Here is a 22037-nt window from a genome sequence, read left to right on the forward strand (position 1 = left end):
GAAACATTTTTGTTTAAAAAAGCCTAATTTTCGACTTTTAGTTGTAAAAAGGCTGGTGCGAGGATCAGACAATTTCCGTCACACCAACCTTTTATTTATTTCTCCCGCAAGGTACGTATTTTCTTTTTTAATTGTTGCACATCATAGGTCGAACTTAATTCTGACAAAACATAGACTTCCGGTGTTCCTTGATAGCTCGTTTGCTGATAATTAGTTACAATTAAATCATATGTTTGCTCAGGCTGATACCTCTCCACCAGCGTGCCATTCATATTTTTAAGACTGAGCATTAATACTTGTGTTAACGCCGCTTGATAAAGAGCATCCATTGCTAAGTGAATCCCAATTTTTATTTCACCAATCATTTTAAATTCAATTAATGCCAACACGCTTAAATATTTGACCAGAGAAAGTTCATGCAAACTATCTCCTGGTTGATACGTTTCATCAAAACAAGCTAAAGCTTTTTCTAATAACGTTGTTGAAAAAGAAGCTAATTCCCGACTAGATAATTGCTGTTCTTTTTCCCAGATATGGGCCCTATCAAAGACTTCCAATTCTCCTTTAAAAAAATACAGTTTTCCATGAATTTGTGAAAAATAGTAAGCCATGGTTTTCTCAAGAGTAGGTTCAAATTTATGGGGCCGATAATACAAGACCACATTTTCCAAGATAAACGTATCAGCTAAAGAAACAGCGGAACGACGTCCCCGAATTAAGGAATATTCATCAAAAGCTGATTCTGGTAAGACCGACATTGTGATTAGAAAAACAAAATGAATCATGCTTTCTCCTTCGTCTAATTCTAATGAATAGCGACTAGAAAAACGGAAAAACAATTGTCGAACTTGCTTAAATAACGGATCTTCTTTAAAATCAATCATTTTCTTTCTCAATTGTTGATATTTTTTTGAAGTGACCGCTAGGCGCTTTTTCGTAATACTCAACCAAAGGCTAACTTTTAACGCATTATGTTCATTAAAAGTAAAACCTAAGCCAGTCTCAATCCCTTCAATTATCCGTTTATTTAACGGGGACATCGTTTTTTTCTGGTGTGTTTCATAGGGAGTAATATACCAATACAACTGAAAGTAAAAGTAACGAATCTGCAATTCTTCTCCCTGTAGTTGTCCATTTTTTATTTGCAAATCAAAGGCGGCTAACAATTGATTGAGTTCTTTAATCTTTCGAAATAAAGAAGACTCACTAATCATAAATTTAGTCGTTAATTGAACAATAGAAAATTCTTTATTACGATATAAATAATCTAAAAGTTGAAATTTAAGAGACTCTTTTACAAATGCTTCAATTAAATGATTCAACGAAAAAAAATCCGATAAGGTGATTGATAGCTGTTGGCCATCATAAGTAAGCTGACAATCCTGTCCAAAAGGTTTCAAAAAATAATGTAAATCCTCTAAGTCTTTTTCAAAGGAGGCTTTTGTGACCGCTAAAAATGCTGTTAAATCAGAGACTGAGCAGGTACCGCCTGCTAAGATGGTTTGTTGCACCGTTAATAATTGTCGCATCGCTTTCTTTTCTAATAATGTCTCAACTTTCATCGTTCTCTCTCCAATAAGCCGAAGCACCCATCAAATTTGTAATATCATAAATATTGGTTAAGGAAGGTTGATAAAAATAATCTTTTTGTAATAGGTCTGTCAGTGTCTGACCTGTTTGGATACTTAATGCTAAAGTATTTATTTTTTCTAAACAATTGTTTTTTGAACAAAGCTGTGCCCCAAGGACCCGTTGCGTCACTTTATCATAGATTAATTTGCCTAAAATTTCTGTCCCATGTTGTAGAGGCGGCGCTGGCTGTCTAACAATTATGGAAGCAAGTGTTTGCGGAAAAAATAAACCTTCCGTTTCGGTTAGACCTGTACTAGCAAGGTAATAGTCCCCCACTTTTGTTCCCATTGTTCGCAAAGAGCCAATGAATCGGTGTGTTTTTTCTTCTAAATTGTTGGCGACTACCAAGCCAGTTCGTACCGCATTGTTCACTAACGGAGCATAAAAAGTTTCCGCGACTGGTTCATTCATAACTGAAATGCAATCTCCGATGGCAAAAACATTCGGCACTGAAGTTTGTAAATAAGCATCCACCGCGATTGTCTGATCCAGATTTCGTTGAATTTTTTTATCTAAATAGGCTAATTGAGGATGTAAGTTTAAAGCAAAAATCCCACTGTCACAAGAAATTTCCTGCTCGCTTGTTTCAAGAACAATACCATTTGCTGTTTCTTCAATTCCTAGGACCGTTTCTTCAAAATGGAAAATTACTGCTTGTTTTTCCAAAGATTTTTGAACTTCTGCAACCATTTCTTTATCAAAATATTTAGGCAATAGATTTTCTAAACTTTCAAAGACATGGACCGTTTTCTTCATTTTCACAAGAAAATCAATAGCTTCCATTCCAATGGGTCCTGCACCAATGACGGCTACTGTCTGGCTTTCTTCCAGTAATGGAACAGCCGCTAAAGCACCTGATAAAAATTTATATTTGAGTAGTTTTTCTGTTTGACTACCACGAATTTGCGTGGAAAACTGGCTCGCGCCTGTCGCTAAAATCAATTTATCATAAGAATACCACTGTTGCTCTTCCTTTCGTGCCCAAGCAATCAATTGGTTCTCAACATCCATTGCCACGACTTCTCTATTTAAAAGCAACTGAATCTTTTGACGACGTAATTCCTCTTCCGTTATGTAACGTGCTTCGTGTAATTCATTGATGGTATGATTAAAATACGCACTTAAGCCACCAGATAAATACCCCACTGATGCTTGTTTGTCAATTAAAGAAATTTCTGCTTGGGGATATTTTTTCCTTGAAGCAATTGCTGCGGAAATACCTGCGAATGATGCACCAATAATCACAATTTTCATTTGTTTCCTCCTCTGTCAGGACCTACTATACTTCTCTCAGTTTATCATGATTAAAAAGAATGCTAAAGCAACAACTATAGTTTTCACTTAAAATAATTATTTTTGCTGAGCGCATTGCTTTTCAAGCACTTTCATTTTCATTTATAATAAATGCTACTACTGTTTGAGGAGGAGTTTTCATGTCTGCAACAAAAGAGCAATTGGAACTATTTTTATTTTATTTATCTGAAACCCATACAAAAAGTTTATCTTTACATGACTTAGTTACAAGTCGACCACGCCCAGAAGAAGCGCGTATTTTATTAAATATTAACGAGGTTTGCACTTACTACCATAGCGCTCGTGTTCTCTACACAAGTGTTCCTGCTCTTGAAAATAACAAGTCTGAGCCTTTTTTCCAAGCCTTCGAAAATTTTTATTTTGAATTAAAACAACATTTTTTCAATGAAGAAGATGAAACCCATCAATTGAATGAACGTCTAGAGGAAATGAAAATTGCCTTTGAGCAATTGACGGATGACTACAATGTTCTATAATAGAAGAGAACAATTCGTTGAGAAGGGGTCCTTATGAAGCAAGAAGAAGTGATTGAACGTTTAAAAGAAGAACTAAATTTGCCATTTTTTAATGGCACACTAGAAGAAAAGAACTATTCTGAAGCAGATTATCAACAAATCAAGAAAGAGTTAATTCAATACTTTGATGATTATGTGCGAAATGTTGAAAATTAACAAGCTAAAGCAACCTTTGATTTTTATAAAATCAAAGGTTGTTTTATTATTAAATAAAAAAATAACAAAAAAACCACCGGCAGTTTTGCCGATGGAAAAGGAGTATTTACTCAATAAGAGTAAAATGAAAAATAAAAAGGTTGTTGTTGGTATGAATTAATAATACAATACACTTTCTCTTTTGTCCATAAAAAAGACATGAAAAAAATATTAAATTCGTTAGTTATTTTTATTAGTTTTTTATTTTTTCAAAAGAATGTTGCTCATCCGTGTAATGGCAAAGGTTAATTCATCCGTTGCTTGATCCTGCTTTTCCTCTGAAGCATTAAATAAATCTGCATCAATACCTGTTTCTGGATCTGTTGCTAAAATCATTTCATTGCATCCTGCTACATATTCTGTATAAGCATGTTGAAATTTTTTATGAATGCCAAGTACTTGTGGCGTCGGTTTTAATGTTCCGACTTTTTTGAGCATTAATTCATATTTTTCAGTACCTTCTTTAAATTTTGCTTGAATTTCTGCAATTCGTTCGGCTGTTAAATCATTCACTTTATTCTTATCAATCGCTTGACGAACTTCTTCGTAATATGGATTCATGACTTCGCCAATATCTTCTGTTGTTTTAACGATATCATTGATTGTTTGAACGTAAAATCCTAAATTTGGTCTCATAACCATCCCTCTTTTCCCTTTTCTCTTTCACTCCATTTTACACTTTTTCTATTCCATCTGACAAGTGGCACTTTTTCAGTCTTTATTCTTTTGATTTTTAACAGAGAAAACATAGTGAGGCATCGTTTTGCCACGGTATGTTTTAATGTATCGATCCCTAACAAGCATCTGGTTTCGAATAGCGACATTCATAGAGGCTAAGTTCGTATCACGAATCGTTGAAATAACTTCTGGAAAATTTAATACATCGAATGCGTATTGCTTTGTCGCTGCGGCAGCTTCAATCGCATACCCTTTGTGCCATTCTTTCCCACATAAATGATAACCAATTTCTGGATAGCTCTTGCCTTTTACTAATTGATTGGTGAGTCCACACTCGCCGATGACTTCGCCTGTTCGCTTCTTCTCTAACGCCCATAAGCCATAGCCGTATTCTTGATAGGACTGTAAGTTCCACTTTAGCCAGTTTGCAACCTCTTCATCAGAAAAAGCGTGTTCATAGGCATACATCACATTTTCATCTTGCAAAAATTTTTTCAATTCCACTTCATCTTCCATCTGCCATTCTCTGACAATAAGTCGTTGTGTTTCGAAAATAATTTTCCGTTTCAAGCCCTTTCACTCCTTACATAAAGAAAAATTGACTGGTTTAAGTACCAGCCAATTTTCTTTACTTATTTATTAAGCACCTTTACCTGCTTTACGTTGGAAGAACTTCACAATTTCCACAATTGGGATGATAGCAAAAGAAGTACCTGCTACAATTGCCCATTGATATGCATCTAAATGTGTGACGCTGAATAAATCATTAAATCCTGGAATAACAATCGTTGCAGCTAATAGCAAGAACGAAACAAGAATCCCATAGTTAAATGATTTGTTGCGGAATAAACCAACTTTGAAAATTGATTGATAAATCGACTTCACATTAAAGGCATGGAACAATTGAATTAATCCCAAAGTAGCGAAGGCCATGGTTAAAGCATCGCCGTGTTGTAAATCATACAACGCTTGCGCCGATAAGTTTGTGTTAGCCGCGGTATGTGCTGGGAACATAATTGACATTTTATACACAATCAAAGTCAATGCCCCTTGCGTAATCCCTTGGTAAACAACACTGCTTAAAACGCCGCCAGAGAAGAAGTTCGATTTTTTACCACGAGGTTCATGGCTCATCACATCACGTTCTGCTGGTTCCACACCTAACGCAATCGCTGGGAAAGTATCCGTTACTAAGTTAATCCACAATAAGTGAACAGGTAACAAGGTATCCCAATTGAGCATTGTTGCAATAAACAAGGTTAATACTTCCCCTAGGTTAGCTGAAAGTAAATATTGAATCGTTTTTTGGATATTTGAGAAGACTTTACGTCCTTCTTCTACCGCTACAATAATTGTTGAAAAGTTATCATCGGCAAGGACCATATCTGAAGCACCTTTTGATACTTCTGTTCCGGTAATTCCCATACCAATCCCGATGTCAGCAGCTTTTAAGGCTGGGGCATCATTTACGCCATCACCAGTCATCGCAACCACTTTTCCTTCTTGTTGCCACGCTTTAACAATCCGAACCTTGTGTTCTGGTGAAACACGAGCATAGACAGAGTAGCGTCCCACGACTTGTGCGAATTTTTCATCTGACAATTCATTTAATTCAGCGCCTGTAATGACTGCATCGTCGTCGCCTTCTTTGATGATGCCTAAACGTGCCGCAATTGCTTCTGCTGTATCACGGTGGTCACCCGTAATCATAATTGGACGAATACCCGCTTCTTTCGCGACTTTTACAGCATCTGCAGCTTCTTTTCTTTCTGGGTCAATCATACCGACTAAACCAGCAAATGTTAAATCTTTTTCCACAAGTTCAGAACTCATTTCGGCTGGAATCGTCTCAACATATTTATAAGCCATTCCTAAAACACGTAAGGCTTGTTTCGCTAATGAAGTGTTGGTTTTTAAAATTTCTTGACGTTTTGTTTCATCTAATGGACTTGTTTCTCCATTTGATAAGATTTCCGTACAACGTTTCAATAATTCATCTGGTGCACCTTTGACAGAAACTAGGAAGCCACCTGTTTTTAATTCATGAACAGTAGTCATTAATTTACGATCAGAGTCAAAAGGAATCTCTGCCACACGAGGTTCAGCTGCTACTTTTTCGGTTACGTTAAACGCATGATCTAAACCAAATTGTACTAAGGCAGTTTCTGTTGGGTCACCAATTAATGAACCATCTTGAGCGATTTTTGTATCATTCGTAAAGTTCATGATTTTTAAAGCCATATTATCAGCAGGAATTTCTGTGGAAGCAGATAAAACTTGACCATCTGTATACAACGCTTCAACGGTCATTTGATTTAAGGTTAACGTACCTGTTTTATCTGAACAGATAATATCTGTACTTCCTAATGTTTCAACGGCTGGTAACTTACGGACAATCGCATTTTTCTTGGCCATTTTTTGAGTCCCTAAAGCCAAAATAATCGTGACAATCGCTGGTAATCCTTCTGGAATTGCCGCTACAGCTAACGAAATTGACGTTAATAACATGTCAATCCATGAACGACCATTCATCATTCCTACCACAAACATCACCGCTGCAATGACTAAAATGGCAATTGTTAACATTTTACCCAATTGGTTTAAGTTTTGTTTTAAAGGCGTTTCCGTTTCTTGTTCGCTTGCTAGCATGCCAGCAATTTTACCGACTTCTGTATTCATTCCTGTGCCAACCACAACGCCAAGACCACGTCCATACGTCACATTACTATTGGAATAAGCCATATTGATTCGGTCACCGATACCAATATCGGTTCCCTCTAAGATGGTTACTTCTTTTTCAACTGGAACAGATTCACCGGTTAACGCTGCTTCTTCAATTTTTAAGCTATTCGCTTCCAATAAACGTAAATCAGCTGGAACGACATCCCCTGCTTCTAATAAAACAATGTCGCCTGGTACTAATTCATCACTTTTAACAGTAATGACGTGTCCATCACGGCGAACATTCGCATTTGGTGAAGACATTTCTTTTAATGCTTCAATGGCTTGTTCCGCTTTGGCTTCTTGAATGACCCCAAAGATGGCGTTCAAGATAACAACCACTAAGATGATAATCGAGTCTACCACATCATGGGAAAAGACGGCTGAAATGACCGCTGCCGCTAATAAAACAATAATCATAAAATCTTTGAATTGCTCAAAGAATTTCACGGCAAGTGATTTTTTCTTCCCTTCATCTAGCACATTTTCCCCGTACGTTTCTAAACGCTTTTGAGCCTCCTGTGCACTTAATCCATCAGTTGTTGTGTTCATTTTCTCCAAAACAACTGTGTCGTCTTGTGCGTAAAACGCTTCAGACAATTGTGTTTTCTTTTCTTCTGACATGTTCTTCCTCCTCTATTTTTTGCAGCATCCTCCAAGTACTATTTTACATTTCATCAAAAATAAATGAAAAAAAATAGACTTGTGTATGCTACTTCGTCGAACATACATAAGTCTCACCGTTTAAGACAACACCAGAAATTGCTTTCGGAGTTGGTGATGTTGTCACAGCATAAATACTGTCAGTTACTCCCTCATGAAAAAACTATTTAACATTGATTGGAGAACCAATGTTATGAATAATTACTTAATTAGTATACCGTTTTCCACTCTTTTTTTCAAATAAAAGTTCTGCTCATTTGAAAAAAACTGAAATCCTTTCATTCGGATTCCAGTTTCTTGATTTGTATTCGTAAAATACGCTGTTGTCCCCGCTTTCTCGACCAACTAATAACCCAAGAAAGTAAGAAAAGACTAATCACGGTTCCTTCACGAACAAAAATCGGCAAATGATAACTAATGGACAATCCTAGTGCTAAACTGACACAAAAAATATCAACTAAATAACGATAAAACTGAAAACTATAGCGCGTTCTTTCAGAAATAAGTGTACAAAATTTTTCAATGGGAAATTGCAAAACACCTAGCGCAACTACCTGTCCTGTCCCGATTCCTGCTATGATTGTCCCTAAAATAAATAGAACAATTTTAACCAAATAATTTTGAAAAACAAGCGAACCAAATAATTGATATAAGAAAAAATTAATGACAAAACCAAAGCCAATTAACGCCACCAAAATAATCAAATAGTCCTGAATTTTACGCTGCTGATCTAACAACCAACACGTGCCTAAAAAAGCGAAATTGATAGCTGTGGTAACAGTTCCGACTTTTAAATGAGTAAGTGTTGCGAAGGTCACATTAAATGCATTAAAACTACTAACTCCAATGCCTGCTTGAATTGTCAAACTGATGCCCAATGCACTAATTAAATAAAAAAGAAACGATAGCACAATTTTTTTCTTCCACATTATAAAAACTCCTCTACTCTTGATACGTCTATTATGTGCTACAATAGAAGAAACAAATAGGAGATATCTCCTATTATAAGGAGAAAAAAATGCTTAAAACAGCCTACCAACGATCACCGAAACAAGAATTAGCTAAAAATACGCCTTTTTTTAATGAAACTGATTTAAAACACAGTTTTATTATCGATTTTGAAAATCAAGAATTCATTCATCACCAAGCAGAGCCATTAAATTATCTTTTTTATTTAATCAAAGGAAAAGCGAAAATTTTAAAAACAGAACGCAATGGCCGCCAATCCATTGTTCAGTTTTTAACGACAGGTGATTTAATTGGCGATTTAACATTAGTTCAAGCGGAAACGATAACCAAGGACGTTATCGCCTTAGGTGAAACCTGTTGTTTGGCTGTACCTTTAGCTTACGCAGAAACTGTTTTAAAAAACAAGGTACTTTTTATGCAGCAACTCAGCCATTATCTAGGGAAAAAAATGCTCCAACGGGTGGACCACTTTACAACGAATCAGACCTATGAACTAAGTTATCGGCTAGCGGAATTGCTATTGGTTGCCGCTAATCACGAAGATGTTTATAAAGAAAAACATACTGAGATTGCCGAATACTTAGGGGTTAGTTATCGCCATCTTATTTATACCTTCAAACAATTTCGAGAGCGCGGCTTTATTCAAAAACAAGGAACTGCTTATCACATCAACCGCTTAGCGTTACATTCTTTTGTAAAAAAAATGAAGAGTTAAAGTGGTGGATTGTTGACAAATAATGCGCTTCCCGCTACCCTATTCTTATTAATAAGAAAGAAGGGACAGCAATGGAGCAAGCAGCATTTACTGTATCTAGTTGGCAAGAACAACCGATTGACAATCTTAATGAAAATTTCCCAGTGAATCAAGCGAGCGCTACTTATCAATTGTCAGGCGCCTTATCTGGGACAGCTTCTGTGGAATACTTAATGACTTATCAAGGCTCTTCAATGGCAGATGGGCTTGAAGCTATGGCTCAAGTGGTCGGTTTCCTACATTTCGAAGGAACTTATTTAGGAAAAAAAGGCACCTTTACTGCTTGCGAAAAAGGGACGTTTACACAGGGTCTTTTAGACTGCCCAGGTGAACTATTTCAAGCATCAGGTGAGCTTGCCGGTTTATCCGGTCGCTACACTTATGAATTTAGTCAAGAAGAAGCGCTTCTTCATTTAGACTTTGTATAATAAAAAATTTTAAGGAAAGTTGGTGACATTATTTTACTTATTTTAAATTTGGCGGTTGTAAAAGACAATGGGTGTTTTTGATTAGATTAAACTTTTAAGGAGAAAAATCATGAAAAACACCCGAAACACCGTCCCATCATTACTAATTATTATTTTGCTTGTGGGATTTCCACAAATCAGCGAGTCGATTTTCACACCTATTTTGCCAGCGCTTAGTTCTGCTTTTAACATTCACGATAGCGTGGCACAATTAACCATGAGTATTTATTTTGTTGCCTTTGCCGTTGGCGTTTTATTCTGGGGAATTCTATCCGATACGATTGGACGTCGCCCAGCTATGTTATTAGGAATTTTATGCTATTTAATTGGAAATATTGGCCTTTTTTTGAGTCCGACATTTCCTTGGCTGTTATTCTTCCGTTTAATTCAAGCATTTGGTGCAAGCGTTGGTTCTGTTATTACCCAATCGATGATGCGGGAAAGCTTTAACGATCTTCAAAGAGGGAAAATTTTTGCTCAAACAAGCGCTGCCCTATCGCTATCTCCTGCCATCGGACCCTTAGTCGGCGGACTTGTTCAAACCTATTTTGGCTATCAGCATGTCTTTAGTACCTTAATTGTCATGGCTGTTCTATTACTTTTCTATAGTTTTTATCGTTTACCAGAAACCTTTCACTTAGGAAATACCTTAACGAAAGCGCCTTTTTGGTCCGTGGCGAAACGCCTTTCCTTCGACTCGAAAGTTTGGTGCTACGGCTTATTGATTGGTGGCATTAATGGTTTATTGTTTAGCTACTATGCAGAAGCTCCGTTTATTTTCATCAATCACTTTGGCTTTAGCAGTGTCCAATATGGCTTTCTTGGTTTAGTTTTAGCTGTGTCTAGTATTCTTGCTGCGGTTCTTATCAATTGGTTGCTGGGATATTGGTCAGCGGAAAAAATTGCCTTTGCTGGTTTGCTGCTAAGTATCTTTGCGGCTTGCTGTTTATTAATAATGACACAATTTGAAACAATCATTGGGCTTATTTTGTTTATTTTTCTCTTTTTCTTAGGGATTAATATTACTTTGCCCAATGCCTTAAGTATGGCCTTAAAAGGCTATGAATCTGTAATTGGTACTGCCAGTGGGATTTTTAGTTTTGTCTATTACTTGTTTGTTAGTTTCTTTACCTATTTGATTAGTTACTTTCACAATGGTACCATTTGGGTCTTGCCGCTTTACTTTTTAAGTTTTGCTTGTCTGTTAGCTTTCAGCTATTATGTCATTGTTTATCGTAAAACTTTAAAATAAAAATCAAAAAACACACGAATGTTTCGTGTGTTTTTTTTTAGCTAAAAAATTGATTTTCTAAACTATATTGCTTCCCTGAAACAATGTCATATTGAATCAGTCGGTATTCCTCATATAGTTGTTCTTGCTTTTTATTCATTTCTACTGTTTTTTTCCATTCCCCACCGAGATAGTAATTCCCCTTTTCAAAAGCAGGCAATTGTTCTTGTACCTCATTTAGCATAGCGTAAAATCCCGATTGCGGTAAGCCACTTTGTTGGAAAAGTGAGGGAGCAAAATAAAATGGACTAATGGTTGCTTGATGCTGATTTTTTTCTGTTAACTGGTCCGCCGTATCATACATTAGAAATTCTGTCTGGTGAAGGGCTGCCCCTTCATTCAACGCTTGAATGTTTTCATCATAAATACTTGGTAAGTGATCTCCCCAAAAAACGACTAATGTGCGTTTGGGCATTTTTTCGATTTCTTGTAGGAAATTTTTCAAAGCTTCGCTACTGTAGGCAATATCTTGCAAATAATTATTGAGCGCGACTTGATTGCCGTTTCCTTGAGAAAAATAATTGGAGGTTGTGTATTTATTTTCATAGGGCATATGTGTTTGCATAGTAACTAAATGAATGAATTGCGGTTGCTCTTTTTCTTTAAGCAGTGTCGTCACTTCCTGATATGCTGCTTGATCTGAAATGTAAGGATTATTTTCTAGTTTATCTGTATAGTTCATTGTTTTTTCATTGATAAATTGATCAAAACCTAAAATTTTATACACATCTTTTCGTTTATACATAGATGTATTGTACGGATGAATAGCCGTTGTTTGGTACTTTTGTTCCTTAAGTAATGAAACAATGGAAGGCAATTCCGTCATCTTAGGAATCATCATCGTATAAGGTGTAGTCATTTGGGCATTCATTAATTCCATCGAAAAACTTGTTAGGGCTTCAAATTCAATATTCGCAGTCCCGCCCCCGTAGTTTTGTGAAAGCATCTGGCCACTGTAAGTTTTATCAGCGATTTGCTGATAATCAGCTAAAGGATTACCAATAATGGACAAGCCTTTCAGATGATCTGGATTTGAAAAACTTTCACTCATGACAAACACAATATTGGGTTGCTCATTACTCGGCACTGTTTTCGCCTCGGCCAACTTTTGATATTTCTGAGTAATTTCTGAAATAGCTTCTTTTGAATAACCCTTTGGTTGGTCCATAGCCTCTACTTTTAAATTATATAGAAAACCACCAATAAATCCTGTATTGTAGTAATTCATTTTTTGGCTGTAAGGGATCCATAACGCGGTTTTATTATAGGCTTTACGTAACAAATTTTGCGGATTGTTAAAATCACCAATATATGAAAATAGACCAATCGAAAGAACAAGACTTAACACACGAATCGTTTGTGTTTTCTTCGATAAAAAGAAACTTTTATAAAAGGCTTTTCCTAAGAAAAAAAGTGCTACACAACATAACGCTACCACAAAAATAAACGGCCATAAACCAACCATTTCTTTTAATAAACTAACTTCTGTAATCATTTTTAAGTCGTCTGGGTAAATAGGTTCGACACGATAAAACATCTTTTGATAGTCCGCAAATCCTAAAACACCTATTATGACACTATATAAAAGAGCGCCAACTCCTAATGAACCTGCCAAACTACATAAAAAAAGTAAAAAAACACTTAGCACAAAACAACCTAAGAAAAACTTTTCCGTATGCCACGAAAAAGCAAACTTGAAGGCTAAATCAACAGACAAGTTATTCTGACACCATTGCAGATATAAATTACTAAAAATAATTAATATGATGAACCCGATTCCATACAGAAGATAGCGGTAGGGCCATCGTTTAATTTTCTCAACTCTCTTTTTCACATCGATCTCCTATTCAAAAACTAGTAATGTATTTATTTTATGCTTCTTGAAAAAGAATGTAAAGAAGTAGCTAACAAAGAAGTCTAAGGAATAGTAAAGAAAAAATGTTATTTGTTGCAAAAATAATTTTCCAGTGGTATAGTAACAATGGAATTTCGTTATCAGTTATCGTCGCCTTTTTAGAGTACTTTATGAAAGGAGAATAACTATGACTTACAAAGTAAAAAACATTCAATACCGTATTCAATTAGACACAGACAAAAATATTTTCATTGTTTTTGATGCAAAAAATGAAAGTAAAACAGCAACTGGTCACACAATTGAAGAAGCAATTGCACACTTAAAACAATTAAACTAAGGAGTGACAAACATTTCCATGCAAGACCCTTTAGGTAGTTATTTAAGCTAAAAGCCGTTTAGTAAAGAAAAAATACTAGACGGTTTTTTTGTATCCTCTTCGCCTTTTATTTTTTACATAGTATACTGAAACAAACGGAGGTGTTTTTAGATGACCATCATTGCAAACTATATACGCCAGCAATCCCAACATCAAACACAGTTAACAGAAATCTACCAAGCAATTTTAGCGGTTGTTCCTCAGGAGACTACTGAAAAAATCGCTTATGGAATGCCGACCTTTTACTTAAATGGCGATTTAGTGCATTTTGCGGCGGCCAAGCAACATTTAGGTTTCTATCCTACGCCATCAGCCATCCAACGTTTCAGCAAAGAATTACGCCCTTTTAAAACCTCGAAAGGTGCCATTCAATTTCCCTACACGCAAGAGTTACCTCTTTCGTTAATACAGGAAATAGTTAAATTCCGTGTACAAGAAAACATGAAGAGCGTGGGACAAAAATCACTTTGAATTTTTGTCCCACGCTCAAAAACTGATAAACGGCGGGAACAGAAGCAACTCCTTCGGAAATAAGCCGAAATTCCTCGAAAGACGAAAAGCATCTTTCGGAAATTCCTTCTTATTGCTGAGAAACACTATTTGCAAAGCAAATAGATGTTAAACAGTACCTACTTGGTTCTCGGAGTTAAACACTTCTGTCCCGATCTCTTCATGTTCTTAAAATTTTTTCCATCGCTTTTCCCTTGGCCAATTCGTCGATTAATTTATCTAGGTAACGGATTTTTTGCATTAAAGGATCTTCAATTTCTTCCACGCGATAGCCACAAATTACGCCTTTGATCAATTGGGCGTTTTCATTAAAATTGGGTGCTTCTTCAAAAAATGTTTCCATCGTTACTTTTTGAGCCAATTGTTGCTGCAAGCCTTTTTCATCATAACCAGTTAACCAGTAAATAATTTCGTCAACCTCCGCTTGCGTTCGATTTTTACGTTCTACTTTTTGGATGTATAGCGGGTAAACACTGGCAAAGGTCATTGTATAGATTTTCGGTTTTGTCATTGGTTTTCCTACTTTCTGAAGTATTCTCTCTTCAGTCTACCACAGGCTTACTGGAAAAAGAGGCTATTTTGTCTTAGTAATCAAATTGACGATAATAACGACGAATCTCTAATGGGTGACAATTTAATTTTTCTACATGCGCATCAATTCGTTGCGTTACCGCATGCATTAGGAGAAATGAAACAACTCGACCACGATATTTTTCACTAATTCCTGGAAGTTCATACGCTTTCGAATCAATAATTGTATAATTGGCACAGATTTTCGGCAATAATTTTGCTACTCGTTCTGCCAATGGTCGCTGCTCGTCTTCTCCAATAAACAACGTTACTGGCGTAGTTTCATCTACAATTTCTAGCGTTCCATGTAAGAACTCTGCTGCATGAATTGATTTTGAACGAAGCCAACTTTGCTCTTCCCAATAGCACATTGCATAAGAATAGACCGCTCCCCATTGGTTTCCTGCGCCAATAAAATAGTGAATGCTATCATGACGATGTTTTTCCGCAAAAGCTAAGCCAAACGCATCGGCACTTTTTTCGGCTTCAGCTAAACCTGTAGGCAAATATTCTTCCAATTCTTGGTAATAATTTTCGTAATCTGTAAATTCGTTATTTTTTTGCATTAAACGATCAGCTACCATAAAGAACTTGATTTGCTCAGTTCCTGGGGCTGGATAAGTCACCACATAATCACATAAATCTGCTAAAAGACTATCTTTTGCATCAATAAAACCAAATAGCGTTGCGCCGACCTTTTTGATTTCTTGAACGGCTTGCACCACTTCTTGTGTTGTCCCAGTAACGGAAGACAAGATGACGAATGATTTTTCTGTTAAACGTTTATTGCCTGTTGTGTAATACTCAGCAGCATGTTGAACATAGATTGGTAAATTACTTTTTCCATTCGCATAAGTAACTGCTTGCATGGCTGAAGCATAAGTACCGCCGATTCCTAAATAATAGACCGCATCAAATCCTTTCGTCCAAACTTGATCAACAACTTTTTCAACATCTGAACGCAAGGCTAAGGCACCTCGTATGTCTTTGATTTGTTGTTCTTCATTAAATTTTAACATGGCTGATTTCCCTCTTTCTTTGCTATTTTACTTTTTAGGACACAATCAAAATCATCAAAAATCCGTTGAGATAAATCAATTCCTTTACTTGTAGCTACTTGATACGCCAAATATTGAAATGGAATAACTAATAATAAAGGACTAATTTTTTCTTCGACATCACTTGCTAACTCTAACGTATTTGATGCTCTCGTTGAACGCGTTGTAATTGTGTAACATTGGCCAACATAACTGGCTAGATAGTTTTTCAAGGCTTGGCTACGTGCTTGAATAGGACTTTGATTTTCAATAAAAAACAAAAGATGTGTAGTATCCGCTTCAAGATAAGGCCCATGCATATAGGCTTCGACTTCAAATCCTTGGGAAGGTAAGCGAACTGTTTCTGTAAACTTCGTCTCAAACTCTTTTGCCGTACCGATATTAGGCCCATAACCAATTGCGATAAATCGTGTCCCCTCTGTTAATTCTTTTTTCGTTTTTTGCCAAAATTGTTCGGTTTTATAAATCACCGAATCGATTTCCTGAATTGCTTTGGCAAGTTTTGCTAATTCTTCTTCAACCTCTACTTTTGTTAATTGATGCTTTTGATAGCCCAGTTTCAAACCAAATAGAAATAAATTTAAAAGTGTTGCCGTATAGCCTTTTGTGACAAAACCAACTGTTTCAAGCCCCATTTTTAAATCCAGGACTTCATCCACAACCTCCGTAATCGGGCTGGTGACATCACTTGTCAAGGCCACCGTTTTTACAGACGTTTGGTTTTTAATTTTTGCAATGGCATCAATTGTTGAAGCACTTTTACCACTTTGCGAAACCGCTACGACCAGATCAAACCGATCATCCACTTTGCCATAATGAGCAAAATTGAACGGCTCTTGGATTTCCACATAAATAGGCGCCACTTCTTCAAGGTAAACTTTAGCCGCCTGACAAGCGTTATGTGACGAGCCAGTTGCTAAAATTAGACAGTGCGTGACCTTTGAAACGTCTGTATCATTTAATTGAAATTGGTTAAGAATCTGAGTTAGAGCTGCTTGCTCCTCATTTATATAATCCAGCATCGTTTTCATATTTTGCCTCCTAAAATAGACCAATTAATGAGCCAAGAATTCCGACAATTGCCATGCCACCTAAAATCGCTAAAGGTTTTACTTCTTTTTTCAATAAATAAAAAACAAAACCAAAAGATGCAAGCGGTAATAATTTAGGCATGATATCGTCAAAGATATTTTGAACCGTGACTGCATTTTTCCCACTTCCGCTGATTGTAATCGGGATAGTTAAATCAATCATGGAGGCGGTCATAGCACCTACTACCATCAAGCCAATTATTGAAGCGCCTAATGTGAGACTTTCCATCATGCCATTTGCTTGAATCTTTTTGAGAAAACCAGTTCCTAATTTATAGCCCCAACGATTCAGTAAATAACGAACAATCACATGGGGGACGTTAAAAATGAGTAAAAATAGAATTGGCCCTAACACATTCCCTTGTAAAGCTAACGAAGTTCCAACACCTGTTGCAATCAAGCGTAAGGTTCCCCAGAAAAAGGAATCACCTAAACCAGCTAAAGGTCCCATTAACGAGGTTTTAATACTATCGATTGTTCCAACTTCAAAATTTTCATCCAGAACATTTTCTTCTTCCATTGCAGCATTAATTCCTAAAATAAACGTCACGATATGCGGCGTAGTATTAAAGAAAGCAAGATGCCGTTTTAAAGCTGCCGCCATCTCTTCTTTTTGAGGATATAATTTCTTTAAAATAGGGATCATGGCATAGACATAAGCCATATTCATCTGACGTTCATAATTCCATGAAAATTCCATTTGAAATGAACGCCAAAAGACTTGATTAAGTTCTTTTTTTGTAATTAAGTTTTCTGTCTTAGTTTTAGAAGTCTTCGTCATCATCAATTGCCTCCCCACTTGTTGTTTGTATTGTTTCATTCTTTCCTTTGGCATAATTCATGATATTCACAACAATTACTGCTGTAATGGCACCCAAAATTGCTACTCCTGTTACAGGTAACTTAAAGTAGGCCATTAAGACAAAACCTAAAAAGAAATATGGCGCCACTTGTTTGTTAATCAGTAAGCGTGCAAGCATCGCAAATCCTAGCGCTGGAATAATCCCCGTTGCAACAGACAACCCATGTTGAATAAATTCAGGGATCAGATCAAGTAAGCCTTTAATGGTGTTGCTGCCCACGGCAAATGAAATAGTTACAATGAGCGCTAGCATGAACGATAAGCCAAAGCCTGCGAGTAAATGCATGCGCTCCACCCCTTTATATGCTCCTTCTTCAGCATACTGATCAGCTTTTTGACTCATGATTGGGATGAGCAAACCCAAATAAATATTTTTAAGAATCAACGTTAACGTTGCGATTGGCAAGCCTAAGACTAAGGCTGTTTCTGTTCCTGCGCCAGCAGTAATAGCAAACGCTGTACCAAGAATCCCACCAGTCACTACATCAGGTGGGATTGATGCGCCCACTGAAAAAGAACCGATGAAAGCTAACTCTAAGGTCGCGCCCATGATTACGCCCGTTTTGACATCACCTAATACAATTCCGACAAATAAACCGGTTACAATTGGTCTTGAAAGCAACGAGGTTCCTAAAGCATATTCCGACTGCGCAATAAAAGCGATGCAACCTAAAAGAATCGCTTGTCCTATCATTTGTATTTCTCCTTTCTACAAGACATTTAATACTGCTACTTTTTTGTCATTTGGGACTTGTCGAATTTCAACTTCACAACCATTTGCGACCAATTCTTTAACCATTTTTTCTTCATCCGGCGTAATATTAATTGCTTTAGAAATGTTTCGAGTATTTTCCCTTACTTTCATCCCTCCTAAGTTAATTTCTTTTATTTCTGGATAAGCAGTAGCCAATCGATAAGCATCTTCCACACTCTCAACTACAATAAAAAGTTTGTATTTTTCTGTAACACCACTTTTTAGTGCGGCAATCGCATCTTCAATCGTTTTAATGACCAGTTTTACTCCTGCTGGCTTAGCTAGCTTAATGGTTGTTTTTCGAATATCATTTTTAGGTACGTCATCATTTGCGATTAAAATACAATCGGCGCCTAAGCCTTGGGTCCATGAAAAAGCCACTTGACCATGTAACAAGCGATGATCGACTCTTAACAATTTAATCATTTCATTTCCTCCTAAAATTCTTCTTCTAAAATTTCTTTACTAGATAACTCGTTACAATAACAAAGACTTTCTTGTCCGTTTTCAACGGCACGTTTTACTAAATCAACTAATGAATCAACAGTATTTATTTGGGTATATATTTCAATTAACGTTGCTAAATTTAATCCTGAAATTAAATGCATTGCTTGTTTCCCCACATAATTAAAGAATTCGTTATTCACGCTTCCGCCAAATAGGTCTGTAATCACAATTAATTCATTTTGTTGATTGTTCTTTAAAATGTCTTTGACTGTCTTAGCTAAATCATAAGGTTGTTCCATATAAGCGCAAAGACATTCCACATTCTTTGTTTCACCACAAATTAAAGCTAATGATGTCTGAATCCCTGCAGCGAAATTACCATGTGTTGCCAGAATAATTTTACGTTCCATTTTCTTCACCTCACTTACTTCTTTATATAGCAAAAAGAGTGCCAAAAAAGTGGCACTCCCTCCTTTTTATTTTAAAAATCGCTTTCTGCGTTGTTAAACTCCGTTTTTCCAAACAACACATCATAGACATAAAAAAGCTCCGATTCAGGTATATTGACACTATAAACTTTTTCAATGACACTAAACGCCTCTTTTAACTCTTGCAAGACCGTTCTTTGACACTGCTTTAGTTGTTCAGCGCCATTATAATTTTCAATAGGTTCATTCCGGATTAATCGTTCAATTAAACAACTGACATGGACATATACCGCTAATTTACGATCATTTTGAATTGTTTGTTGCCACCGCTCTTCTAATTGAATTAAAAAGACTTCTACTTGTCGAATAATTTTTTCTGTATCTAAAATCGTCACTGATTGAATGACCCGATCTAATGAAAAGTTACGAATCAACTCATGATTTACATAGGACAGCATATCTTTAGTTAATTCTCTCTTTGTCCATTCTAAAAGGGTCGTAATTCCTTTTCCTGCAATCAACTCTTCTAAAGAGATATACGGGAGGTCATTTGAAGACGGGTTGTTTGTACCGATGATGCCGACAATCTCATATTCTGGAAAACTTTCTTTGATCGACTCTGCATTACGTAATTGATTATATTCACAAGGAATAATCTTTAATTGTGCTTCCGCAGGTAAACTTTTTCCAAGTAAATCTCTAATTTTAACGGCTGTGCCAATTCCGGTACTACACGTTGTTAAAATGACACGTTCCGTTTTATTTTCAGGTAATATGATTTCCCATTCATTTGGATGAACCGTTAACGCTTTTTGGGGCAATTCTTCAAAAGAAACTTCGTCTTTAATGGCTTCTCCTATAGACAGAGCCAAGCTTGTTGTCACATTATTCATTAATAAAAAAGGACCTTCTTCTTCTGCCGGAAAATACTGATAAATTTCTTTCAATGAACCCATATCAAAAAGAATTACTAAACCATTCCTCGTTTCTTGACGTTCCATATAGTGAATTAAGTGTTCGGAAATTTTTTTGGGAGTAACATCTAACGGCATGTCAAACGATTGAAAAATTGGCACATCTAACAGCCGATTTGCAACATTCGCAATACTACTTGCTGTGGCATATCCGTGGGCAACAATCACCGCTTTCGGATAGTGACTTTCCTTTACTGAACCCGAATAGTGAAGATAAATGGTGACAATAATTCGATCCATCTGGGATAGTTCAATATCTAATGAACGTTTCACTAAAGTTAACAGTTGTTCAGCGTAGCCATAACTAGTTGCTAATTTGGTTTGAACTTCTGTTAAAAGTTCGTCAATGACTGTTGTAGGTTCTTTTTCTGGAAACCAATCAATACATCTTCGTTGAAACAGATAGGTGCTTAATGCATAGACTAAACTGCCATTAAACCGAATTTGATAAGACGATTCAATCGTTTCCAATAATTGACGGATATTTTGCGTAATAAACAATAGCATTTCGTGATTTTTCTCTCGCTTCTTTTCAAATAATAAATCATCGAATAAGCGTTCAATTTCTTTCGAGATGTCGTTATTAGCAGTGGAAAGATGATGATGGTGAGAGACATAAAGACGAAGGATTCGTTCATAACTCTGGATAATTCTTCTTTGCGCAAGCTCTGTTTCCTCTAACAAACTAACCAGATTTGTTTGCTCATCTAAACGAATAGGCAATTCATTTTCATCAGGAGCTAGTTTGATTGATTGATCCAGAAATTCTTTCGGTAGATCGTGCAAAGTGATTGGAATAACACGTTTATCAAGATTGGCGGCAAAGCTGCGTGCAGTAATAATTTTTATATTATTTCTTAATTCACCTACATTGCCTACATAATGGTGGTTTTCTAAAAGTTGGATAACTTGTGGCGTGATAGTAACTGCTTTTTGAATAGCTTGCTGTTCCTCATAAAATGCTCGCATAATTAATTGTTTTCTTTCCGCTTGAGTGCGTTCAGCAAGACTTGGGATTTTAATTTGAATAGGAATTCGTCTTAAAAATGTCGTTAAAAAGGTGCTAGAAATTTCTTCAGTTGTGGCAAAGCACAACCGACACGTAACAGGAATGGGCCGATTGGTTTCACCCATTCGATAAATAATACCCTGATCTAAAAATGTAAACAATTTTTCCTGCCCTTCAGGACTCAAACGATGAACTTCATCTAAAAATAAAACGCCCCCTTCTGCACTTTGAAAGGCCCCAATTTTATCGGAATCTGCTCCCGTAAAAGCGCCTTTAAGATGTCCAAATAATTGACTAGTTAAAAGCTCTGGATTGTTGGCATATTGCGCACAATTAACTGTTACAAAAGGTGCTGAATCGTCAAGTAGTTCTTTTGAAAGACAAAACTGATAATATAAGGATGCTAAAAAACTTTTACCCGTACCACTTTCACCTGTAATTAAGACAGGCAATCCACCGCCTGGATAAAGCGCTGCCATTTTTAATTGTTCGATGGTCTGGGCTAAACTACCGCGATAACCAATGACCGACTGAAAAAAATCACTTTTGCGATCAAAAACAGGCTGTTCATCGATCATTTCTTGGAAACTTTGATAAACAGTTCTTTTTAAAAGATAGTTTTGTTGCTGAAACGCTTCTTTATGAAAAAAGTAAACTGGTCGTGTATTGATCTTAACTAGAATTCCTTCTTCGTTTAACTGATTTAAATAGTGACTAGCTGTATTTCGTTTGATAGAAAATGTCGTTGCAATATTGCTTGCTGTGAAAATTTCACTGACTAAAGATGGTTCAAAAAAAGCTGTTTGATTGCGTAAATAATCAACAATTTGCGTTTTTAACATAAAATCACCTCTCATTTATCATAACGTACCTAAAAAAAACGTCAATATTCAAAATTTCTTTT

Annotated in this window: 22 protein-coding genes; 7 read left to right on the forward strand and 15 right to left on the reverse strand. The window is 36.3% G+C overall.

The features are described from left to right. Positions 1 to 95: 95 nt before the first annotated feature. Together IGM13_RS08520 and IGM13_RS08525 are read right to left on the reverse strand one after the other, a co-directional pair. On the reverse strand, positions 96 to 1562 hold the full coding sequence (locus IGM13_RS08520; RefSeq protein ID WP_002385844.1) for a helix-turn-helix domain-containing protein: 1467 nt from the start codon (positions 1560 to 1562) through the stop codon (positions 96 to 98). Then, complete coding sequence (locus tag IGM13_RS08525; RefSeq protein ID WP_002419930.1) at positions 1552 to 2886, reverse strand: FAD-dependent oxidoreductase; 1335 nt, start codon at positions 2884 to 2886, stop codon at positions 1552 to 1554. The genes IGM13_RS08520 and IGM13_RS08525 overlap by 11 nt, the downstream gene beginning before the upstream one ends. A gap of 179 nt (positions 2887 to 3065) precedes the next feature. Between IGM13_RS08525 and IGM13_RS08530 the strand changes: the two genes are divergently transcribed. Both IGM13_RS08530 and IGM13_RS08535 read left to right on the forward strand, forming a co-directional pair. Further along, complete coding sequence (locus IGM13_RS08530) at positions 3066 to 3422, forward strand: hypothetical protein (protein WP_002419931.1); 357 nt, start codon at positions 3066 to 3068, stop codon at positions 3420 to 3422. A gap of 33 nt (positions 3423 to 3455) precedes the next feature. Continuing rightward, complete coding sequence (locus IGM13_RS08535; RefSeq protein WP_002357133.1) at positions 3456 to 3617, forward strand: hypothetical protein; 162 nt, start codon at positions 3456 to 3458, stop codon at positions 3615 to 3617. A 240-nt stretch (positions 3618 to 3857) separates the two neighbouring features. On the opposite strand, the gene IGM13_RS08540 is transcribed toward IGM13_RS08535, so the two are convergent. From IGM13_RS08540 to IGM13_RS08555, 4 genes are all read right to left on the reverse strand, one after another. Next, entirely contained in the window at positions 3858 to 4298 is a 441-nt protein-coding gene (locus IGM13_RS08540; protein WP_002385841.1) for a hypothetical protein, read from the reverse strand. A 69-nt stretch (positions 4299 to 4367) separates the two neighbouring features. Next, a complete protein-coding gene (locus tag IGM13_RS08545; protein WP_002419933.1) occupies positions 4368 to 4904 on the reverse strand; it encodes a GNAT family N-acetyltransferase in 537 nt (178 codons plus the stop codon). Between the two features lie 69 nt (positions 4905 to 4973). Beyond that, positions 4974 to 7679, reverse strand: a complete 2706-nt coding sequence (locus tag IGM13_RS08550; RefSeq protein WP_002419934.1) for a cation-translocating P-type ATPase — start codon at positions 7677 to 7679, stop codon at positions 4974 to 4976. A gap of 317 nt (positions 7680 to 7996) precedes the next feature. Beyond that, entirely contained in the window at positions 7997 to 8647 is a 651-nt protein-coding gene (locus IGM13_RS08555) for a YczE/YyaS/YitT family protein (protein ID WP_002385840.1), read from the reverse strand. 89 nt (positions 8648 to 8736) lie between these two features. Between IGM13_RS08555 and yeiL the strand changes: the two genes are divergently transcribed. The 3 genes from yeiL (at position 8737) to IGM13_RS08570 (ending at position 11160) form a co-directional block, all read left to right on the forward strand. After that, the gene (yeiL, locus tag IGM13_RS08560; RefSeq protein ID WP_002419935.1) at positions 8737 to 9402 is read left to right on the forward strand and encodes a transcriptional regulator YeiL; all 666 of its coding nucleotides are present in this window, start codon (positions 8737 to 8739) and stop codon (positions 9400 to 9402) included. A gap of 71 nt (positions 9403 to 9473) precedes the next feature. Beyond that, positions 9474 to 9869: a DUF3224 domain-containing protein gene (locus tag IGM13_RS08565; RefSeq protein WP_002419936.1), complete on the forward strand. Its 396-nt coding sequence runs from the start codon at positions 9474 to 9476 to the stop codon at positions 9867 to 9869. Between the two features lie 109 nt (positions 9870 to 9978). Beyond that, complete coding sequence (locus tag IGM13_RS08570; RefSeq protein ID WP_002365813.1) at positions 9979 to 11160, forward strand: multidrug effflux MFS transporter; 1182 nt, start codon at positions 9979 to 9981, stop codon at positions 11158 to 11160. A gap of 37 nt (positions 11161 to 11197) precedes the next feature. On the opposite strand, the gene IGM13_RS08575 is transcribed toward IGM13_RS08570, so the two are convergent. Beyond that, positions 11198 to 13033 (reverse strand): LTA synthase family protein, encoded by a 1836-nt coding sequence (locus tag IGM13_RS08575; protein WP_002419937.1) that lies wholly within the window; start codon positions 13031 to 13033, stop codon positions 11198 to 11200. A 208-nt stretch (positions 13034 to 13241) separates the two neighbouring features. Here IGM13_RS08575 and IGM13_RS08580 point away from each other — a divergent pair, with 208 nt between their 5' ends. Both IGM13_RS08580 and IGM13_RS08585 read left to right on the forward strand, forming a co-directional pair. Next, positions 13242 to 13391 (forward strand): hypothetical protein, encoded by a 150-nt coding sequence (locus IGM13_RS08580; protein ID WP_002357118.1) that lies wholly within the window; start codon positions 13242 to 13244, stop codon positions 13389 to 13391. Between the two features lie 150 nt (positions 13392 to 13541). Then, the gene (locus IGM13_RS08585) at positions 13542 to 13901 is read left to right on the forward strand and encodes an iron chaperone (protein WP_086269708.1); all 360 of its coding nucleotides are present in this window, start codon (positions 13542 to 13544) and stop codon (positions 13899 to 13901) included. 199 nt (positions 13902 to 14100) lie between these two features. On the opposite strand, the gene IGM13_RS08590 is transcribed toward IGM13_RS08585, so the two are convergent. The 8 genes from IGM13_RS08590 to IGM13_RS08625 form a co-directional block, all read right to left on the reverse strand. Then, positions 14101 to 14451 (reverse strand): DUF2200 domain-containing protein, encoded by a 351-nt coding sequence (locus IGM13_RS08590; RefSeq protein ID WP_002419678.1) that lies wholly within the window; start codon positions 14449 to 14451, stop codon positions 14101 to 14103. A gap of 73 nt (positions 14452 to 14524) precedes the next feature. Then, a complete protein-coding gene (locus IGM13_RS08595) occupies positions 14525 to 15529 on the reverse strand; it encodes an SIS domain-containing protein (protein WP_002369188.1) in 1005 nt (334 codons plus the stop codon). Beyond that, positions 15523 to 16599, reverse strand: a complete 1077-nt coding sequence (locus IGM13_RS08600; RefSeq protein ID WP_002419679.1) for an SIS domain-containing protein — start codon at positions 16597 to 16599, stop codon at positions 15523 to 15525. The genes IGM13_RS08595 and IGM13_RS08600 overlap by 7 nt, the downstream gene beginning before the upstream one ends. Positions 16600 to 16609: 10 nt before the next feature. Beyond that, on the reverse strand, positions 16610 to 17443 hold the full coding sequence (locus IGM13_RS08605; RefSeq protein WP_002383120.1) for a PTS system mannose/fructose/sorbose family transporter subunit IID: 834 nt from the start codon (positions 17441 to 17443) through the stop codon (positions 16610 to 16612). Beyond that, the gene (locus tag IGM13_RS08610; protein WP_002419681.1) at positions 17424 to 18215 is read right to left on the reverse strand and encodes a PTS mannose/fructose/sorbose/N-acetylgalactosamine transporter subunit IIC; all 792 of its coding nucleotides are present in this window, start codon (positions 18213 to 18215) and stop codon (positions 17424 to 17426) included. Before IGM13_RS08610 ends, IGM13_RS08605 begins: the two co-directional genes overlap by 20 nt. 15 nt (positions 18216 to 18230) lie before the next feature. After that, on the reverse strand, positions 18231 to 18701 hold the full coding sequence (locus tag IGM13_RS08615; protein WP_002369184.1) for a PTS sugar transporter subunit IIB: 471 nt from the start codon (positions 18699 to 18701) through the stop codon (positions 18231 to 18233). A gap of 11 nt (positions 18702 to 18712) precedes the next feature. Continuing rightward, positions 18713 to 19132 (reverse strand): PTS sugar transporter subunit IIA, encoded by a 420-nt coding sequence (locus tag IGM13_RS08620; protein WP_002389037.1) that lies wholly within the window; start codon positions 19130 to 19132, stop codon positions 18713 to 18715. Positions 19133 to 19203: 71 nt separating this feature from the next. Further along, a complete protein-coding gene (locus tag IGM13_RS08625) occupies positions 19204 to 21975 on the reverse strand; it encodes a sigma 54-interacting transcriptional regulator (protein ID WP_010816613.1) in 2772 nt (923 codons plus the stop codon). Positions 21976 to 22037: the final 62 nt, after the last annotated feature.

It is taken from the genome of Enterococcus sp. DIV0561 (genome assembly GCF_050539875.1).
In the GTDB taxonomy this organism is placed as follows: Bacteria; Bacillota; Bacilli; order Lactobacillales; family Enterococcaceae; genus Enterococcus; species Enterococcus faecalis.

What these genes read in the sequence shown, in the direction of transcription:
- IGM13_RS08615 (WP_002369184.1), bottom strand. Translation starts at nt 18,701, where the DNA reads ATGATTAAATTGTTAAGAGTCGATCATCGCTTGTTACATGGTCAAGTG.
- IGM13_RS08535 (WP_002357133.1), top strand. Translation starts at nt 3,456, where the DNA reads ATGAAGCAAGAAGAAGTGATTGAACGTTTAAAAGAAGAACTAAATTTG.
- IGM13_RS08580 (WP_002357118.1), top strand. Translation starts at nt 13,242, where the DNA reads ATGACTTACAAAGTAAAAAACATTCAATACCGTATTCAATTAGACACA.
- IGM13_RS08540 (WP_002385841.1), bottom strand. Translation starts at nt 4,298, where the DNA reads ATGGTTATGAGACCAAATTTAGGATTTTACGTTCAAACAATCAATGAT.
- IGM13_RS08610 (WP_002419681.1), bottom strand. Translation starts at nt 18,215, where the DNA reads ATGATAGGACAAGCGATTCTTTTAGGTTGCATCGCTTTTATTGCGCAG.
- IGM13_RS08550 (WP_002419934.1), bottom strand. Translation starts at nt 7,679, where the DNA reads ATGTCAGAAGAAAAGAAAACACAATTGTCTGAAGCGTTTTACGCACAA.
- IGM13_RS08595 (WP_002369188.1), bottom strand. Translation starts at nt 15,529, where the DNA reads ATGTTAAAATTTAATGAAGAACAACAAATCAAAGACATACGAGGTGCC.
- IGM13_RS08555 (WP_002385840.1), bottom strand. Translation starts at nt 8,647, where the DNA reads ATGTGGAAGAAAAAAATTGTGCTATCGTTTCTTTTTTATTTAATTAGT.
- IGM13_RS08605 (WP_002383120.1), bottom strand. Translation starts at nt 17,443, where the DNA reads ATGATGACGAAGACTTCTAAAACTAAGACAGAAAACTTAATTACAAAA.
- IGM13_RS08625 (WP_010816613.1), bottom strand. Translation starts at nt 21,975, where the DNA reads ATGTTAAAAACGCAAATTGTTGATTATTTACGCAATCAAACAGCTTTT.
- IGM13_RS08620 (WP_002389037.1), bottom strand. Translation starts at nt 19,132, where the DNA reads ATGGAACGTAAAATTATTCTGGCAACACATGGTAATTTCGCTGCAGGG.
- IGM13_RS08530 (WP_002419931.1), top strand. Translation starts at nt 3,066, where the DNA reads ATGTCTGCAACAAAAGAGCAATTGGAACTATTTTTATTTTATTTATCT.
- IGM13_RS08600 (WP_002419679.1), bottom strand. Translation starts at nt 16,599, where the DNA reads ATGAAAACGATGCTGGATTATATAAATGAGGAGCAAGCAGCTCTAACT.
- IGM13_RS08585 (WP_086269708.1), top strand. Translation starts at nt 13,542, where the DNA reads ATGACCATCATTGCAAACTATATACGCCAGCAATCCCAACATCAAACA.
- yeiL (WP_002419935.1), top strand. Translation starts at nt 8,737, where the DNA reads ATGCTTAAAACAGCCTACCAACGATCACCGAAACAAGAATTAGCTAAA.
- IGM13_RS08590 (WP_002419678.1), bottom strand. Translation starts at nt 14,451, where the DNA reads ATGACAAAACCGAAAATCTATACAATGACCTTTGCCAGTGTTTACCCG.
- IGM13_RS08570 (WP_002365813.1), top strand. Translation starts at nt 9,979, where the DNA reads ATGAAAAACACCCGAAACACCGTCCCATCATTACTAATTATTATTTTG.
- IGM13_RS08525 (WP_002419930.1), bottom strand. Translation starts at nt 2,886, where the DNA reads ATGAAAATTGTGATTATTGGTGCATCATTCGCAGGTATTTCCGCAGCA.
- IGM13_RS08520 (WP_002385844.1), bottom strand. Translation starts at nt 1,562, where the DNA reads ATGAAAGTTGAGACATTATTAGAAAAGAAAGCGATGCGACAATTATTA.
- IGM13_RS08565 (WP_002419936.1), top strand. Translation starts at nt 9,474, where the DNA reads ATGGAGCAAGCAGCATTTACTGTATCTAGTTGGCAAGAACAACCGATT.